Source organism: Streptomyces lasalocidi, from assembly GCF_005280215.1.
Lineage (GTDB): Bacteria > Actinomycetota > Actinomycetes > Streptomycetales > Streptomycetaceae > Streptomyces > Streptomyces longwoodensis.
Map to the genome: position 1 here is coordinate 190,497 of NZ_SZNQ01000001.1, position 19,038 is coordinate 209,534.

Below are 19,038 nucleotides of genomic sequence, written 5' to 3' on the forward strand. Positions count from 1 at the left end.
TCACCGTTCATCGTGGTCGCTGTCGCCGCGTGCGGCGTCTTCGAGTTCGCTCAGCACCTGTTCCTCCACCAGGTCCGCCAGGGCGGCGACGGTGCGGCCCACCAGGACGTCGCGGGGCGTGAGGTGCACGCCGAAGGCGTCGTTGGCGCGGGAGGCGATGAGCAGGGCCCGCAGGGAGTCGCCGCCCAGGGCGAAGAAGTCGTCCTCGGCGCCCACCGTGGTCTCCAGGGCCTCCTCCCACAGGGCGGCGACGGCCTCCTCGGTGGGGGTGCGGGGCGGTACGTGCGCGGCGTCGGGCTGCCGCGTCCCCGGTGCGGGGGCGGGGAGCGCGGACCGGTCGGTCTTGCCGTTCTCCGTGAGCGGGAAGCGGTCCATCGTCACGAACGCCGAGGGCACCATGGGTCCGGGCAGGGTGCGGGCGGCGAGGGCCCGCAGTTCGGCGCCGGCGGGCGGTTCGGCGCCGGGCGCGACGAGCACGTGGGCCACCAGGCGCGGCAGCCCCGGCTCGTCCTCCCGGACGCTCACCACGGCGTCCAGGACCGCCGGGTGGCGGACCAGGGTCGCCTCCACCTCGCCGGCCTCGATGCGGTGGCCGCGCAACTTGAGCTGGTGGTCGGTGCGGCCCAGGTAGTGCAGTTCGCCGCGGGCGTCGCGGCGGACCAGGTCGCCGGTGCGGTACATGCGGGTGCCGGGCGGGCCGAACGGGTCGGCGGTGAAGCGCGTCGCCGTCAGGCCGGGGCGGTGGAGGTAGCCGCGGGCCAGGGCCGGTCCGGCGAGCCACAGTTCGCCGGGCACGCCGTCGGGGACGGGGCGCAGCCGGGCGTCGAGGACGTAGGCGGCGGTGACGGGCAGGGCGCGGCCGATGGGCGGTGCCTCGCCGTCCGGTGCGAGCGGGTCGGACCAGGTCGCGACGACGGTGGCCTCGGTGGGCCCGTAGGAGTTGATCATGCGGTGGTGGGGTGCCCAGCGGGCGACCAGCTCGGCCCGGCAGGCGTCCGCGCCGACGATCAGGGTGTGCAGGTCGGGCAGGGTGCCGGGGATGTCCGGCGGGAGGGTGGCGAGCGCGGCGGGCGGCAGCAGGGTGTGCGTGATGCGCGCGTCGCGCAGGACGCCGGCGAGTTCCTCGCCGAGCAGCGGCCCGGGCGGCGGTACGACGAGGGTCGCGCCCTGCGGCAGGGACATGCACAGCTCCAGCACGGAGGCGTCGAAGCTGGGCGTGGCGAAGGCCAGGACGCGGTCCCCGGCGCCGACCTGGTAGTGCGCGGCCTCGGCGGCGGCGAACGCGGCGAGTCCCCGGTGGGTGACGACGACGCCCTTGGGGGTGCCGGTGGAGCCGGAGGTGTAGATGACGTACGCCGGGTCGTCGAGGTGCAGCGGGCGGACGCGGTCGGGGTCGGCGGGCCGGTGGTCCGGCGTGCCGTCGGGCGGTGCGGCGAGCAGGTCGGCGACCTCCTCGGCGGTCAGGGTGACGGCGGGCCGCGCGTCGCGCAGCATCACTGCGACCCGCTCGGCCGGGTAGCCGGGGTCCACCGGGAGGAACGCGGCGCCCGCCTTGATGACGGCGAGCTGGGCGAGGACCATGTCCGCCGAGCGCGGCAGGACCAGCGCGACGATGTCGCCGGGCCCCGCCCCGCGGGCGATGAGCCGGTGCGCCAGCCGGTTGGCGCGGGCCTCCGCCTCCGCGAAGGTGAGCGTCGACTCCCCCGCCTCGACGGCGAGTTCGCCGGGCCGGCGGTCGACGGCGGCCTCGATCAGCGCGGGCAGCGTCGCCGGGGGCGGGGGCGCCTGGTCCGGGCGGGAGGGTCCGTGCAGCAGCCGGTCCCGTTCGGCCGGCGGCAGCACGTCCACCGCCCGCAGGGGCGCCTCGTCGCCGGAGGCGGCCAGGGCGGTCAGGGTGTGCATCAGCCGCGCGGCCAGGGCGTCGGCGGTGGCCTCGTCGAAGTACCGCGGGTCGTAGCCGAGTTCCACGGTCAGCTCGTCGCCGGGCGAGATCACCACGGTGAGCGGGTAGTTGGTCGCCTCGCGGGCGTCGAGGCCGTGCACGCGCACACCGTGCGCGCCGGCGGTGCCGTCGCCGACCGGGTAGTTCTCGAACACCAGCAGGCTGTCGAACAGGGCGGTGCCGGCGGGCAGTTCGCTCCACTGGTGGAGGTCGGTCAGCGGCACGTGGTCGAAGCGCCGGTCCTCGGCGCGGGCGGCCTGCACCTCGCGCAGCCAGGCGGGGCACGGCGTGGAGTCGTCCACGGTGACCCGCGCGGGCAGGGTGGTGATGAACAGGCCGGTGATGGTGTCCGCGCCCGGCAGGTCGGCGGGCCGCCCGGACACCGTGGTGCCGAAGCACACGTCCCGCTCGCCGCCGGAGCGCGCCAGCAGCAGCGCCCAGGCGCCCTGGACGAGGGTGTTGAGGGTGAGCCGGTGGCGGCGGGCGAAGTCGGTCAGGCGGGCGGTGCCGGCCGCGTCGAGCCGCTGCGACAGCCAGGTGCCCGACCGGGCGGCGGCGCCCGGGGCGGGCCTGCGGTCGTACGGCAGCGGGGTCGGTGCGGCGTACCCGGCGAGGGCGGCCTTCCAGTGTTCCTCGGCGGCGGCGCCGTCCCGGCCGGCCAGCCAGGCGGCGTAGTCGGCGAACGGCCGTCGGGCCGGCAGGCGGGGCTCGGTCCCGGCGGCGAGCGCGGCGTGCGCCTGGAGGACGTCCGACAGGACGTGGAAGACGCTCCAGCCGTCCAGCAGGACGTGGTGGAAGGTCCACACCACGCGCACCTCGTCCGGGCCGAGCCGGATCAGGGTGACGCGCAGCAGCGGGGGGCGGCCCAGGTCGATGCCGCGGGCGCGGTCCTCGTCGAGGAGCCGGCGCAGTGCGCCCTCCTGCTCCGCCGGGCCGAGGCCGCTCCAGTCGAGCCGGGTGACGGGCAGGGGCACGTGGCGGTGCACGGTCTGCAACGGCACCGGGACCCCGGTCAGGGCGACGGCGGTGCGCAGCACGGGCGTGGCGTCCACGACGTGCTGCCAGGCGTCCGCGAGCAGCGCGGGGTCGTGCACGCCGTCGGCGACGAAGGTGATCTGCTCGACATAGAGGCCCTCGCCGGGCTCGTCCATGCCGTGCACGACCATGCCGGTCTGGGTGGGGGTGAGCGGGTAGACGTCCGTCACGTCCCGGCCGTCGCCGACGAGCCGGTCGACGGCGGCCTGGTCCAGGGCGGCCAGCGGGAAGTCGGACGGGGTGCGGCCGCCCGCGCCGGGCCCGGAGCAGTGCGCGACGATCCGGCGCAGCTCCTCCGCCGTGTCCTCGGCGAGGCGGGCGACGGTCTCCGGCCGGTGCACCGCGCGGGAGTACGACCAGGTGAACTCGAGGCACCGGTCGGTGACCCGGCCGAGCACGTCGATGAGGTGGGGCCGCTCCGCCGAGCGGTCCATGCCGCCCGTCAGGCCCTCGTGGGCCGCCCGCAGCAGGCCGTCCCCGCCGGCGTTCCGGTCCTGCTGGCCGAGGTAGTTGAAGCCGATCTGCGGCAGGGCGGGCAGTCCGGCCCCCGCCGTCGGGTGCAGGTGGCGCAGCGCGCCGTAGCCCACTCCCCCGCGTGGTACGGCGCGCAGGTTCTCCTTGACGGTCTTGAGCGCGGTGCCGAGGTCGGCGTCGCGGGGCACGTCGAGGCCGACGGGGAACATGGTGGTGAACCAGCCGACGGTGCGGGAGAGGTCGACGCCGTCGAAGAGGTCCTCGCGGCCGTGGCCCTCCAGGGCGACCACCACCCGGTCCTCCCGTGTCCAGCGGGCCAGGACGCGGCCGAGCGCGCACAGCAGGACGTCGTTGACGCGGGTGCGGTAGGCGTCGGGCACCTCCGTCAGCAGGCGCCGGGTCTCCTCGGCGCCGAGGCCGATGGTCACGGTCCCCTCGTCGGCGGCGGTGTTGCCGCCGGGGAGGTCGACCGGCAGGTCGGTCGGGTGCAGGGCGTTCCAGTGGGCGGCCTCGTCGTCGAAGCCGCCGTCGGCGGTGTGCGCGGCCAGGCGCCGGGCCCAGTCGCGGAAGGAGGTCGTCTTGGCGCCCAGGTCGGGGGCCTCGCCGGCGCTCAGCGCCCGGTGGGCGGCCTCGAGGTCCTCGAGGATCACCCGCCAGGACACCGCGTCGACGACCAGGTGGTGGGCGGCCAGCAGCAGCACGGGCGGCCGGTCGCCGTCCCGGTGGCACAGGGCGGCCTTCAGCAGGGGCCCGTCCGCCAGGTCGAACCCGGAGCACAGGTCGGCGGCCACGTCGGCCGGTTCCTCGGGGGCGCGGTGCACCTCCAGGTGCGGTGCGGCGCCGGGCGGGGTGCCCACCTGCCGCCACCGGCCGTCGCCCGCGGGCTCGTACCGCATGCGCAGCGCGTCGTGCTGCTCCAGCACGGCCGCGAGGGCGGCGCGCAGCAGCGCCTCGTCGGTGTCGGGCGCCACCTCGAAGGAGACGGCCTGGGTGAAGCGGGCCGGGTCGCCGGTGAGGACGTCGAACAGCCAGTGCTGCACGGGCGTGAGGGGGACGTCGCCGACGACGGGGCCCTGGTCGGCCGTGGCGGGGGCGGGGCCGGCCGGTGAGGTGTCGACCGCGGCGGCGAGCTCGGCGATCGTCTGGTGGGCGAACAGGTGACGGGGCGTCAGGGTCAGCCCGGCGCGGCGGGCCGCGGAGACGATCTGGATGCCGAGGATGGAGTCGCCGCCGAGCGCGAAGTAGTTGTCCGTGGCGCCCACTTCGGGCACGCCGAGCACCTGCGCCCAGATCGCGGCGAGGGTCTGCTCGGTCGCGGTGCTCGGCGGGCGGGTGTCCTGCGCGGTGACGGCCGCGGACCACACCGGTTCGGGCAGGGCGCGCCGGTCCAGCTTGCCGGTGGCGCCCAGCGGCAGCCGCTCCAGGGGCACCACGGCCGCCGGGACCAGGTGGTCGGGCAGCGTTTTGGCGAGGAACGCCCGCAGCTCGGCCGGCGCCGGGAGGTCCCCGGCGCGGGGCACGGCGTAGCCGACGAGGCGCTTGTGGCCGTCGTGCTCCACGACGCGGGCGGCGGCCGCGGCGACCTGCGGGTGCCGGGCCAACGCGGCCTCCAGCTCGCCGAGTTCGATGCGGAAGCCGCGCACCTTCACCTGGTCGTCGGTGCGGCCCAGGTACAGCAGGTCGCCGTCGGCACTCCAGCGGACCAGGTCGCCGGTGCGGTACATGCGGCTGCCGGGCGGGCCGAAGGGGTCGGCGAGGAAGCGGCCGGCGGTGAGGCCGGGCCGGTTCAGGTATCCGCGGGCCACCCCGGTCCCGGCGAGGTACAGCTCGCCGGGCGCCCCGACGGGCACGGGCCGCATGCGGGCGTCGAGGACGTAGGCGCGGGCGCCGCCGACGGGCCGGCCGATGGGCGGTACCCGGTCGGGGTCGGCCGGGTCGCAGGTGAAGGCGGTGGCGTAGACGGTGGCCTCGGTGGGGCCGTAGATGTTCATCACCCGGCAGCCGGGGACCGCCGCGCGCACCTGCCGGACGGCGCGGGCGGGCAGTGCCTCGCCGGCCAGGACGACGGTGTCGGCCCCCACGTGCACGGTGTCCTCGGCCAGCAGCCGGCCGAGGGCGGACGGGACCGCGCTGAGCAGCCCCGCCCGCCACGGCTCGGACCGCTCGGCGAGGGCCAGCAGGTCGCGGACGACCTCCACCCGGCCGCCCGCCAGCAGCGGCGAGAAGATCTCGAACACCGACACGTCGAAGTTGAGCGAGGTGGACGCCACCACGTGGGCGAGTCCGCGGCCGGTGAACTCGGCGGCGGCCCAGTCGGTCAGCGCCACCACGGAGGCGTGCGGGACGACGACGCCCTTGGGCCGGCCGGTGGAGCCGGAGGTGTGGATGACGTAGGCCGGGTGGTCCGGCAGCAGCCTGCCGCGCCGCTCGCCGTCGCCGACGGGCGCGGCGGACGCGGCGGCCAGCCGGGCCGCCCACTCCGGATCGTCCAGGGCGATCCGCGTGTACGGGCCCTCCGGCAGCCGCGCGGAGGTCTCCGCGCTGGTGATCACCGCGTCGGGGCGTACGTCCTCGAAGAGGAACGCGATGCGCTCCGCCGGGTAGCCGGGGTCGACGGGCAGGTAGGCGGCGCCGCTCTTGAGGACCGCGAGCAGCGCCACGATCAGGTCGGCGGTGCGGGGCAGGGCCAGGGCGACGAACCGCTCCGGTCCGGCCCCGGCCTCGATCAGCAGGCGGGCGACCCGGTTGGCGCGCTCGTCGAGCTGACGATACGTCAACTCCTCGGCGCCGTACAGGACGGCGGGCGCGTCGGGGGTGCGGGCGACCTGGTCCGCGAAGGCGTCCGGGAGGGTGCGCCACGGGAGTCGCGCACCCGGTCCGGCGAGGCGGTCCAGGAGGCGGCGTCCGTCGGCCGGTTCGAGGGGGGTCAGGTCGGCCAGGCTGCGGTCGGCGTCGGCGGCGAACTGGGCCAGCAGGGTGCGCAGGCTCGCGCCGATCCCCTCGACGGTGGCCGCGTCGAAGGCGGCCGGGTCGTAGTCGAGGCTCACGGTGACGTCGTCGCCGGGGGCGACCACCACGCTGAGCGCGTAGCTGGTCGGCTCGACGTCGCGTTCCTGCTCGACGGCGAGTCCGTGCCGGGCCAGGGCGCCCGCGTCGAACGGGTAGTTCTCGAAGACGACGATGCTGTCGAACAGGCCGGTGCCGCCGGGGACTTCGCTCCACGACTGGAGCTGGGCGAGGGAGACGAAGTCGTGGCGGCGCGACTCGGACTGGGCGGCCTGCAGTTCGCGCAGCCACTCCAGCAGGGGGCGGCGCCGGTCGACGCGCAGCCGCGTCGGCAGGGTGTTGATGAACAGGCCGACCATCGAGGTCACGCCGGGCAGCTCGGCCGGGCGGCCGGACACGGTCGTGCCGAAGACGACGTCGTCGCCGCCGCCGTAGTGGTGCAGCAGCAGGCCCCAGGCGCCCTGGAGGACCGTGTTGACGGTCAGGCCGGCCCGCTGGGCGGTGTCCCTGAGCCGGGCCGAGACCTCCTTGCCGAGGGCCACCCGCACGGTGCCCGACGAGGACGCGCCGTGGGTGTCGGCGCCCCGCCGGTCGCGGGGCAGTTCGGTGGGTACGGCGAATCCGGCGAGGGTGTCGCGCCAGTGCCGTTCCGCGCGGGCGGTGTCCTGGCCGGCCAGCCACTCCAGGTAGCGGGCGAAGGGGGCCCGGTCGGGCACCTGCGGGCGGCGGCCGCCGGTCCGGGCCGCGTACCGCTCGCACACCTCGTCGAACACCTGGGCCGCGCTCCAGCCGTCGAGCAGCACGTGGTGGAACGTCCACACCATGCGCACCCGGTCGGGGGCCAGCCGGATCAGCGCCAGCCGCATCAGCGGCGCCGCGCCGAGGTCGATGCCGGCCTCGCGGTCCGCGGCGAGCAGCGCGTCCGTCTCGTGCGCGCGGCGCTCGGCGCTCCAGCCGGTCCAGTCGTGGTGGGTGACGGGCACGGCGGCCCGCTTCTCCACCACCTGGAGGGGTTCGGCGGTCTCCTGCCACACCAGGCGGGTGCGCAGGATCGCGTTGGCGTCCGCCGTGTCCTGCCACGCCCCGGCGAGGGCGTGCGGGTCGGTGACGCCGTGCAGGACGACCTGCACCTGGTTGACGTAGGTGCGGCCCTGCGGGTCCATCAGGCTGTGGAACAGCATGCCCGCCTGCATCGGGGTCAGCGGGTACACGTCCTCGACGCCGCGGCCGTCGCCCACGACCCGGTCCACGGCGGCCTGGTCGAGCCGGGCCAGCGGGAAGTCCGAGGGGGTGCGGCCGCCGGCCCGCGGGGCGGCGCAGTGGGCGACGATCTCCTCCAGGGAGCGCAGCATGCCCCCGGCGAGGGAGGCGACGGTCTCCTCGCGGTGGCGGCCGCCGCTGTAGTGCCAGGTGATCTCCAGCTGGTCGTCCTCGACGCGGGCCACCACGTCCAGCAGGTGCGGCCGGGGCGCGCCGGGGTCCTCCGCGCCGTCCATGCCGCCGGGCACGGCCCGGACCAGCTCGGCGTCGGCGGTGGACCAGTCGAACCGGCCGAGGTAGTTGAAGCTGATGCCGGGCAGCGGTGCCCCGGCGAGGTGTGCGTCGCCCGCGAGGTGGCGCAGGGCGCCGTAGCCGATGCCGCGGTCGGGAACGGCCCGCAGCTGTTCCTTCACGGCCTTCAGCGCGGCGCCCCAGTCGCCGTCGGGCAGGTCGAGGGCGACCGGGAAGAGGCTGGTGAACCAGCCGACGGTGCGGGACAGGTCGAGGTCGTCGAAGTGCTGGTCCTCGCGCCCGTGGCCCTCCAGCCCCACGGCGACGGTGCTGCGGCCGGTCCAGTCGGCCAGGACGCGGCCGAGGGCGGTCAGCAGGACGTCGTCGACGCGGGTGCGGTACACGCCGGGGACCTTGCGCAGGAGGTCCTCGGTGCGCTGCCGGTCCAGGCGCACGGTCACGGCGCGCAGGTCGCCTGCGGTGTTGCCGCCGTCGAGGTCCACCGGCAGGGGTGCGGCGCAGTGCCGGGAGACGTCGGCCCAGTGGGCGCGCTGCGCGGCGAGGTCCGCCTCGCCGGTGCGGGCGGTGAGCCGCCGTACCCATTCCCGCACCGACGTGGTGCGCTGCGGCAGGCGGACCGGCTCGCCGGTCCGTGCCTGCCGGTAGGCGGTCTCCAGGTCCTCGAGGAGGACGCGCCAGGAGACGCCGTCGACGATCAGGTGGTGGGCCGTCAGCAGCAGGCGCGGGGGCCGGCCGCCGCCGGTGAAGAGGCGTGCGGCGATCAGCGGTCCGGTGTCCAGGCGGAAGCCGGTGTGCGCCTCGTGGGTGAGGCGGGCCTCGGCCCGTGCGGCGGCGTCGGCGTCCTGGCCGCCCAGGTCGTGGGTGCGCAGCAGCTCCGGCACGCCGGTGTCCGCGGCGGTGTACTCCTGATGCCAGGTGCCGTCGGCGGCTCGGGTGAAGCGGGCGCGCAGGGCGTCGTGGTGGGTCCACAGCGCGGCGAGGGCGGCGTGCAGGGCGCCGGGGTCGACGTCCTCGCCGGTCTCGACGACAACCGACTGGTTGAAGTACTCCGGGCGCGGCGGCTCGGCGTCGAGGAACCAGTGCTGGATCGGAGTGAGGGGCACCTCGCCCGTCACCGTGCCGGTGCCCGCTACGGTCGCGGCGGCGCCGGTCGAGGCGGCGGCGAGGGCGGCGAGCGTGGGGTGGCGGAAGAGGTCCCTCGGGGTCAGCGCGAGCCCGGCGGTGCGGGCCCGGGAGACGACCTGGATGCTGACGATCGAGTCGCCGCCCAGCATGAAGAAGTGGTCGTCCAGGCCGACGCGTTCCACGCCCAGCAGGTCGGCCCAGATGCCGGCGAGCACCTGCTCGGCCTCGGTGCGCGGCGCGCGGTAGGCGGTGTCGGCGGCGGCCGACCACTCGGGGGCGGGCAGCCGGCGCCGGTCGACCTTGCCGTTCGTGGTCAGGGGCAGCTCGGCGAGCGGGACGAACGCGGCCGGGACCATGTAGTCGGGCAGTTCCGCGGCCACGTGGGCGCGCAGCTCCGCCGTCTGCGGCACGGCGGCGCCGGGGGCCGGCACCAGGTGCGCGACCAGGCGCTTGCGGCCCTCGTGCCGGGACACCGACACCACCGCCTCGGCGACGGCCGGGTGGGCGGTGAGCCGGGCCTCGATCTCGGCGGGCTCGACGCGGAAGCCGCGGATCTTGATCTGGTCGTCGGCGCGGCCCACGAAGTGCAGGTCGCCGTCGGCGCTCCAGCGCACGATGTCGCCGGTGCGGTACATCCGTCCGCCGGGCGGCCCGTAGGGGTCGGGCAGGTAGCGGGCCGCGGTGGCGCCGGGGCGGCCGGTGTAGCCACGGGCCAGTCCGGCGCCCGCGAGGTACAACTCGCCCGGCACGCCCGGTGGTTGCGGCTGGAGGGCGCCGTCGAGGACGTAGGCGCGGGTGTCGTCCAGGGGGCGGCCGATGGGCAGCGCCGCGGGCAGGGTGTCGTCGGCGCGGAAGGGACGGCGGGTGGCGAAGGTGGTGGTCTCGGTGGGGCCGTAGACGTCGACGACGGTGAGGTCGGGGCAGGCGTCGAGCACGCGCCGTACGGCGGCGCCGGGCACGGCCTCACCGCCGGTCCACACCTCGCGGGCGCCGCGCAGGCAGGCGGGGTCCTCCTGGGCGAACAGGCGGAACAGGCCGATCGTCAGGAACACGCACCGGACGCCCTGTTCGGTGATCGCGTGGCGTACGGCGGCGGCGTCCAGCTCTCCCGGCGGGGCGAGGACGGCCGTGCCGCCGCGCAGCAGGGGCACCCACAGCTCGTACGTGGACGCGTCGAAGGCGTGCGGGGAGTGCACGAGGACGCGGTCGTGGCTCGCGAAGGCACGGTCGAGGGCGAGCGCGGCGACGTCCCGCTGCCGTGCGGCCACGCCCTTGGGGTTGCCGGTGGAGCCGGAGGTGAACATGAGGTACTGGACGTTGTCCGGGTGCACGCGCGGCATGGTGGCGAGGTCCGCGGTGGGCCCGTCGGTGTCCAGGTCCGGGCGCAGGACGTGTCCTTCGGGGAGGAGGTCCGTGGCCGTCGCGTGCCACTCGGCGTCCGTGAGGAGCAGCTCGGCGCCGGCCTCGGCGAGCATGGTGCGCAGCCGGTCGCCGGGGGCCCGGCCGTCGAGCGGGACGTACACGCCGCCGAGGCGGGCGAGGGCGAGCTGGGCGAGGACGAGGGCGGTCGAGCGGTCCATGAGCACGCCGACGGCGACCTCGGGGCGCACCCCGAGCGCGGCCAGCCGGCCGGCCAGGGCACTCGCCCGGGCGTCGAGGTCGCGGTAGGTCAGCCGCTCGTCGCCGGCCAGCAGGGCGACGGCGTCCGGGGTGCGTCCCACCTGGGCGGCGAAGAGGTCCGCGGTGGTCGTGACGGGCGCGTCGGTGGCCGTGTCGTTCCAGGTGTGCAGCACCTGCTCGCGGCGGGCGGCCGTCAGCAGGGACAGCCGGGCGGGGGTGGACCGCGGGGTGGTGGCGAAGCCCTCCAGCAGGACGGTGAGGTACTCGGCCATCCGCTCGACGGTGGCGGCGTCGAAGAGGTCGGGGTCGTAGCCGAGGCGCAGGACGAGCTCCGCGCCGGGGTAGGCGACCAGGCTGAGCGGGTAGTTGGTGGTCTCGATCCCCTCCAGGCCGGTCAGCCCGAGGCCGTGCGCGGCGGCGAGGTCGTCGTCCACCGGGTAGTTCTCGAACACGACGATGCTGTCGAACAGGGCGGCCCGCTCGGGCAGGTCGGTGTAGGCGGTCATCCGGTGCAGCGGCACGTGGTCGTGGCGGCGGTCCTCGCTCTGCTCCTGCTGGAGCCGGGCCAGCCAGGTGAGCAGCGGCTCGTCGCGCGGCACCCGCACGCGGGTGGGCAGGGTGGCGATGAACAGGCCGGTGATGGCGTCGGAGCCGGGCAGCTCGGGCGGCCGTCCGGAGACGGTGGTGCCGAACACGACCTCGTCGCGGCCCGCCTGACGGCTCATCAAGACCGCCCAGGCGCCCTGGACGAGGGTGTTGACCGTCAGGCCCGCCGTCCTCGCCACGTCCAGCAGGGACTTGGTGACGGCCTCGGGCAGGGTGACGCGCACCGCCGCCGTGGACTCCGCGCGGTGGCTCTCGCGGGGCTCGCGGTCGAAGGGCAGCGCGGTGGTCTCGGCCAGGCCGTCCAGGCGGGCCCGCCAGTGCCGTTCACCCTCGGTGCCGTCGGTGTGCTCCCGCAGCCAGGCGACGTAGTCGCGGAACGGGCGGCGCTCGGGCAGCGTCATCGGTGCGGTGCCGGACAGGCCCGCGTGGCCGGCGAACACGTCGGACAGCACCTGGAACAGGCTCCAGCCGTCCAGGATCAGGTGGTCGAAGGACCACACGACGCGCACCGCGCCGTCGGAGACCCGGGCCAGCACCAGGCGCTGGAGCGGGGCGCGGGTCAGGTCGACGCCCCGGGCGCGATCCCGGTCGAGCAGGTCGCGCAGCCGCTCGTCCTGCTCGGCGGCGGTCAGACCCCGCCAGTCGGCGTGCTCCACCGGTACGGCGGCCCGGCGCTGCACCACGAGCAGCGGCTCGGGCACGTCCTCCCACACCACCCGTGCGCGCAGCACCGGGGTGCGGTCGGTGACCCGCTGCCAGGCGTCGGCCAGCACCGCCGGGTCGGGCACGCCGTCCAGGACGAACGTCAACTGCTGGAAGTACACGCCGCGGTCGGCCTGGGAGAGCCGGTGGAAGAGCATGCCGGCCTGGGTGGGCGTGAGCGGGTGGACGTCCTCCAGGCCCGCCGGGTCCTCCCCCGCGATCCGGTCGACGTGGTCCTGGTCGAGCGGGGCCAGCGGGAAGTCCGAGGGGGTGCGTCCGGCGGCGCCGGGGCGGGCCGCGTGCCGGGCGAGGCCGGCCAGCGCGTCGGCGTAGCGTTCCGCGAGGTCCGCGACGGTCTCCGGGCGGTGCAGCCGGTCGGAGTAGAACCAGGTGAACTCCAGGCTGTCGCCGTCGAGCCGCCCCACCACCTCCAGGGGGTGCGGGCGCGTCGAGGCGGGGTCGGCGTCCAGCTCCAGCGGGCGCGCCAGCCCGCGGAACAGGCCCTCCGCGGAGGTCTCGGGCAGGCCGAACCGGCCGAGGTAGTTGAAGCTGATCTGCGCACTGGTCGCCGGGAGCGGTGCGCCGTCGCGGCCCGGCAGGGTCAGGGCGCCGTGGCCGATGCCGTGCCGGGGCACGGCGCGCAGGTGTTCCTTGACCTGCTTGAGCACGCCGTCCCAGCCGCCCTCGGGCGGGACGGCCAGGGCGACGGGGTGGCGGGTGGTGAACCAGCCGACGGTGCGGCTGGTGTCGACGTCGGCGAACAGGTCCTCGCGGCCGTGCCCCTCCACGTCGACCAGGACCCGCTCGTGCCCGCTCCAGCCGCACAGCACCCGGCCGAGCGCGGCGAGCAGGACGTCGTTGACCTGGGTGCGGTACGTCTCCGGGAGGGTCCGCAGCAGCAGGTCGGTCTCCTCGGGGCCGATCCGCACCGTCACCGAGCGCTGGGAGGCGTAGGTGTTGGTGCCCTCCAGGTCCGCGGGCAGGGCCGCCCGGGCGCCCTCGGTCTCCCGGGTCCAGTAGGCCTCCTCCGCGGCGAAGCCGCCGGCGGCGGTGTGCGCGGCCAGCCGCTCGGCCCACTGCCGCAGCGGGGAGGACTTGCGGGGCAGCGCGGCCGCGCCGTCGCGGCCCTCGCGGCGCGCGTGGTAGGCGAGTTCGAGGTCTTCGAGGAGCAGGCGCCAGGAGACGCCGTCCACGACGAGGTGGTGCACGGACAGGTGCAGGACGGGCGGGCGTCCGTCGCCCCGGTCGTGCAGCACCGCGCGTAGCAGCGGGCCGTGGTCCAGGTCGTACGGGCCGAGGTGCGGGGCGTCGGTGTCCGGGCCGGTGTGGCGGGTGAGGCGGCGGCGCGTGGCCGGCCGGTCGATCAGCCACCGTACGCCCGCGTCGTCGGCGAGGAACCGGGACCGCAGCGCGTCGTGGTGGGCGACCACGTCGTCCAGGGCGGCCTGGAGCGCGCCCTCGTCGACGTCGGCGGGCAGGTCCAGCGACAGCGTCTGGGCGAAGTGCCCGGCCCGCTCGGCGGCGCTGTCGAACAGCCAGTGCTGGATGGGGGTCAGCGGCGCGGTGCCGGTGGCCTCGACGGGGGCGGCCGGGGCGGCCCCACGCCGGCTGCCGGCCTCGTCGGCTCGGCGGGCCAGGGCGGCGAGCGTCTGGTGCTGGTAGAGGTCCCGCGAGCTGATCGTCAGGCCCGCCTGCCGGGCCTGGGCCACGACCTGGATGCTGAGGATGGAGTCGCCGCCCAGCGCGAAGAAGTTGTCGTCGGCGCCGACCCGCTCCACGTGCAGGACGCCGGCCCAGATGGCGGCGAGGGCCCGTTCGGTGGCGGTGCGGGGCGCGACGTGGCGGGCGGCGCGTTCGGCGGGCGCCGGGTCGGGGAGCCGGCCGCGGTCCAGTTTGCCGTTGGGGTTGAGCGGCAGGGCGGGCAGCACCACGACGGCCGAGGGGACCATGTAGTCGGGCAGGGTGCGGCCGAGGGCGCGGCGTACGGCCTCGGGCTCCACGGTGGCGCCGGGGGCGGCGACGACGTACCCGGCGAGGCGGCGGTGGCCGTCGGCGTCCCGGACGGTGGCGGCGGCCTCGGCGACGCCCGCGCAGCCGCGCAGGGCCTCCTCGACCTCGCCGAGTTCGATGCGGAAGCCGCGCACCTTGACCTGCTGGTCGACGCGGCCCAGGTACTCCAGCTGGCCGTCGGCGCTCCAGCGCACCAGGTCGCCCGTGCGGTACATGCGCTCCCCGGGGACGCCGAACGGGTCGGCGACGAAGCGGGCGGCGGTCAGGCCGGGGCGGTGCAGGTACCCGCGCGCGAGTCCGCCGCCGCCGAGGTACAGCTCGCCGGTGACGCCGGGCGGCTGGGGGCGCAGCAGGTGGTCCAGGACGTAGGCGCGGGTGCGGGCGACGGGGCGTCCTATGGGCGGGGCCTGGTCGGGGACGGTGCCGCCGGCGAACCAGGCGGTGGCGTAGACGGTGGCCTCGGTGGGGCCGTAGATGTTCGCCACCTCGGCCGCGGGCATCGCATCCTTGAGGTCCCGGACGGTGCGGGCGGGCAGTGCCTCACCGGCCAGGACGACGGTGTCCGCCTCCAGGGCGCCGGTGCCGCCGAACACCCGGGACAGCGCCGACGGCACACCGCTGAGCAGCCCGGCCCGGCGGGGGCCGGAGCCGTCGGTGGGGGCGGGGAGGTCGGCGAGGGCGGTCAGGTCGGCGACGAGGTCGACGCTGCCGCCGGCCAGCAGGGGGCACAGCAGCTCGAAGACGGACACGTCGAAGTTGAGGGAGGTGGAGGCGACGACGTGGGAGAAGCCGCGCGCCCCGAACGTGTCGCGGGCCCAGGAGGCCAGCGCGGCCACGCTGCGGTGGGGGACGACCACGCCCTTGGGCCGGCCGGTGGAGCCGGAGGTGTAGATGACGTAGGCGGGGTGGGACGGATGGAGGGGCGCCGTGCGGTCGGCGTCGGTGAGGTCGGCATCCGTGAAGCCGGCATCCGTGAGGCCGGCGTCGGCACCGGCCGGGTCCGTCGGGTCGGCTGCGGCACCGCTCGGGTCCGCGAGGCCGGCGTCGGCACCGGCCGGGGCGTCGGCTGTCGTGTCGGTGACGAAGGGCGCCACGTCCTCCAGCAGCAGCGGCTCGCAGTCCTCGGGCAGCGCGTGCGCGGTCTCCCGGGTGGCGAGGACGAGAGCGGGGGCCGCGTCGCCGAGCATGAAACGGATGCGCTCGGCCGGGTAGGCCGGGTCGACGGGCAGGTAGCCGGCGCCCGACTTCAGGACGGCCCACAGCACGGGCAGCAGGCCGGCGGTGCGCGGCAGGCACAGCGCGACCAGCGACTCCGGTCCCGCGCCGCGCGCCGCGAGCAGGCGGGCCAGACGGTTGGCGCGCCGGTTGAGGCCGGCGTAGTCCAGCCGGGCGTCGCCGCAGGTCACGGCGGTCCGGTCGGGCGTCCTGGCCACCTGCTCCTCGAACAGCGCGGGGAGCGTGGTGTCGGCGGCCGGGTCCGCGGCCGCCACGGGCGGGTTCCAGGAGTCGAGGAGCACGCGCCGCTCGTCGTCGGACAGCAGCGGGAGGTCGGCCAGCGTCCGCTGGGGGCCGTCCGCCATCCCTTCGAGCAGGTGGTGCAGTTGCCGGGCCATCCGGGCCACGGTCGCCGCGTCGAACAGGTCGGTGTTGTACTCGACCGTCAGCTCGTGCCCGCCGTCGGCGCGCGGCGCGAACTCCAGCACCAGGTCGAAGCGGGCGGCCGGGCGGGGCAGCGGGTGGTCCTCGATGCGCAGTCCGGCGGCGACCGGCGGCCGGGCGGGGGCGGCCTGCTGCACCACCAGTGCCTGCACCAGCGGGGTGCGGCTGGGGTCGCGGGGCGGGGCCAGTTCCTCGACCACCCGGTCGAAGGGCACGCCGTCGTGGGCGAACGCGTCCAGCACGGTCGCCCTCATGCTCTGCACGAACCGGTCCACCGTGGCGGCGTCGTCGACCTCGCCGCGCAGCACGACGGTGTTGGCGAAGAAGCCGGTCACGTCCTCGAGTTCACGGCGGTCCCGGCCGTTGGTGACGGTGCCGAACGCGACGTCCCGCTGTCCCGAGTAGCGGGCGAACAGCACGGCCGCCGCGGCGGCGAACACCGTGAAGACGGTGGTGTCACGGCCCGCGGCCAGCTGCCGCAGCCGGTCCACCAGCTGGGGCGGTACGTCCTGGCGGTGGGCGGCGCCGGCGGTGGTGCGCACCGCGGGGCGCGGCCGGTCGGTGGGCAGCTCGAGCTGTGGCAGGCCGGCGAGGTGGCGTCTCCAGTAGGCGAGGTCGTCGGCGTGGGCGTCGGCGGTGCGCCGCCCGCGCTCCCACAGCGCGAAGTCCGGGTACTGCACGTCCTGTTCGGGCAGCCCATCGGGTTCGCCTGCGGCCTCCGCGCGGTAGAGCGCGGCCAGGTCCCGGGTCAGGACGCCGACCGACCAGCCGTCGGTGACGATGTGGTGCTGGGCCAGCAGCAGCACGTGGTCCTCGGGTGCCCGGCGGACGAGCAGCGCCCGTGTCAGGGGCCCGGTCGTCAGGTCGTGGGGGCGCCGCAGTTCCTCGGTCAGCAGGCGCTCGACGGCGCTGTCCCGCCGGTCGGCCGGCACGCGCCCGACGTCGGCGGTGCGCAGCGGCAGGTCGGGCTCGGGCGCGACGAGTTGGACGCCCTGTCCGTCGACCGTGGCGAAGGTGGTGCGCAGGGAGTCGTGGCGGGCGGCGAGCCGGTGCAGGGCGCGTTCCAGGGCGGGCGGGTCGAGGGGGCCGCGCAGGCGCAGTGCGACGCCGGTGTTGTACTCGGTGCCGCCGTCGGTGAGGTCGTCGAGGAACCACAGGCGCCGCTGGGCGCTGGAGAGCGGTACGGCTTCCGAGCGCGGGGCGGCGGGGATCGGCTCCGGCGGGGCGGCGGACGGCTCGGCGGTCAGCGGGGCGAGAGCGCCGACGGTGCGCGCGGTGAACACGTCGCGCAGGGTGAGCCGGGCACCGGACGCCTCCCGGATGCGGGTCAGCACGCGGGCCGCGAGGATCGAGTCGCCGCCGAGGTCGAAGAAGTCGTCGTCGACGCCGACGGTGTCGAGGCCGAGGACGTCGGCCCAGATCGCGGCCAGGGTGCGTTCGCCGTCGGTGCGCGGTGCGACGTGCCGCTCGGTCGGCACCGCGCCCGGGGCGGGCAGCGCCCTGAGGTCGATCTTGTTCTGCGGGGTGAGCGGCAGCGCGTCCAGCACGACGATCGCGGAGGGCACCATGTGCGCGGGCAGCGCGGCGGCGAGGGCGGCGCGCAGCCGGGCCGGCCCCGGTCTGTGGGCGGGGTCGGCGGGGGTGACGTAGCCGATGAGCCGGCCGCGGCCCGGGTCCTGGTCACGGACCACGACGACGGCCTCGCGGACCTGCGGGTCCCGGGTCAGTGCGGCCTCGATCTCGCCGGGTTCGATGCGGAAGCCGCGCACCTTGACCTGCCGGTCGGCGCGGCCGAGGAACTCCAGCTCGCCGTCGTCGCGCCGGCGCACCCGGTCGCCGGTGCGGTAGAGGCGGGCGCCGGCCGGCCCGGAGGGGTGGGCGACGAAGCGTGTCGCGGTCAGTCCGGGGCGGTTGAGGTAGCCGCGGGCCAGTCCGTCGCCGCCCACGTACAGCTCGCCCTCGCCACCGGGCGGCACCGGGCGCAGCGCCGCGTCCAGGACGTGGGCCTCGGTGCCGGGCAGCGGGCCGCCGATGGTGGGGGTCCCGGTGCCCGCGGCCAGCGGTCCGGTCCAGGTGGCGACGATGGTGGCCTCGGTCGGCCCGTAGGAGTTGATCATGCGGCGGCCGGGGGCCCACCGGTCGACGAGGGCGGCCGGGCACGCCTCGGCGCCGACGATCAGGGTGCGCAGCGACGGCAGCCCGCCGAGGTCCGCCGGGTCGGGCAGGGTGGCGAGGGCCGCCGGCGGTATGAGGGTGTGGGTGATGCGGTGTTCGGCGAGGACGGCGGCCAGTTCGTCGCCCAGCCAGGGCCCGTGCGGCGGGACAACCAGGGCGGCGCCGGACAGCACGGAGATGAACAGCTCCAGCACGGAGGCGTCGAAGCTGGGCGAGGAGAACTGCAGCACGCGGTCGCCGGGGCCGACGGCGTAGCGTTCGGCGGCCGCCGCGGCGAAACCGGCGATGCCCCGGTGGGTGACGGTGACGCCCTTGGGGGTGCCGGTGGAGCCGGAGGTGAAGATGACGTACGCGGCGTGGTCGGGGTGCACGCCGCTGGGGGCGAGGTCCGCCTCCTCGCCCTCTCCGGCCTCGCCGTCCAGCAGCGCGCTCACCCGGTCCGGGTCGTCCAGGACGACGGCGGGCGCGGCGTCGGCGAGCATCAACGCCCGTCGCTCGGCCGGGTAGTCGGGGTCGACGGGGAGGAAGGCCGCCCCGGCGAGGGTCACGGCCAGCTCGGCCGCGATCAGTTCGATCGAGCGCGGCAGGACCAGTGCCACGGTCCGTTCCGGTCCAGCCCCGTGCGCGGCGAGGTGGGTGGCGAGCCGGCCGGCCCTGCGGGCGAGTTCCCCGTACGACCAGGTGCGCCGGCCGTCGGTGACCGCGGGGGCGTCCGGGTCGCGCGCGACCTGCCGGGCGAACAGCTCACCGAGCGGCACGTGACGGGCGGCGACGTGAGCGGGGGCCGGCGGGACGGAGCCGGCCGACGGGGGCGTGGCGGGGCGCTGGGCGTGCAGGTCCGTCATCGGGGTGCAGTCCTTCGGGCGGTGGCGGCGCGCGGGCCCGCCGCGCCGCTTCCGGGCGGCCCGTGGGCACACCGGAGCGGGGCGGGAGTCCTTGCGTACGGGGCGGGTGCGGGGCGCGACCGGGCCGTGCCGGTGCCACGCGGGCGGACGGTGCCGGACCGGCCGCGGGGCGGACGGTGCCGATCGGGCGGACGGGCGGTCGGCGTCCCCCGGACACCGGTCGGTCGGCGTTCGAGGAGTGCCGGCCTGTCGGTGTCCTGGGGCACTGGCCAGCCAGCGCCGGTCGCGCGCACGGATCGTCGGCGTCCTTCGCGCGCACGGTCAGTC

1 protein-coding gene is annotated in these 19,038 nt (G+C 76.6%); it reads right to left on the reverse strand.

The genetic code is table 11. The annotated features are described in order from the left end of the window. A complete protein-coding gene (locus E4U91_RS00755; protein ID WP_137304716.1) occupies positions 1-18,711 on the reverse strand; it encodes a non-ribosomal peptide synthetase in 18,711 nt (6,236 codons plus the stop codon). Between the last annotated feature and the right edge of the window lie 327 nt (positions 18,712-19,038).

Excerpts from the sequence above, each read along its gene's own strand:
- E4U91_RS00755 (WP_137304716.1), bottom strand. The coding sequence starts at position 18,711 with ATGACGGACCTGCACGCCCAGCGCCCCGCCACGCCCCCGTCGGCCGGC.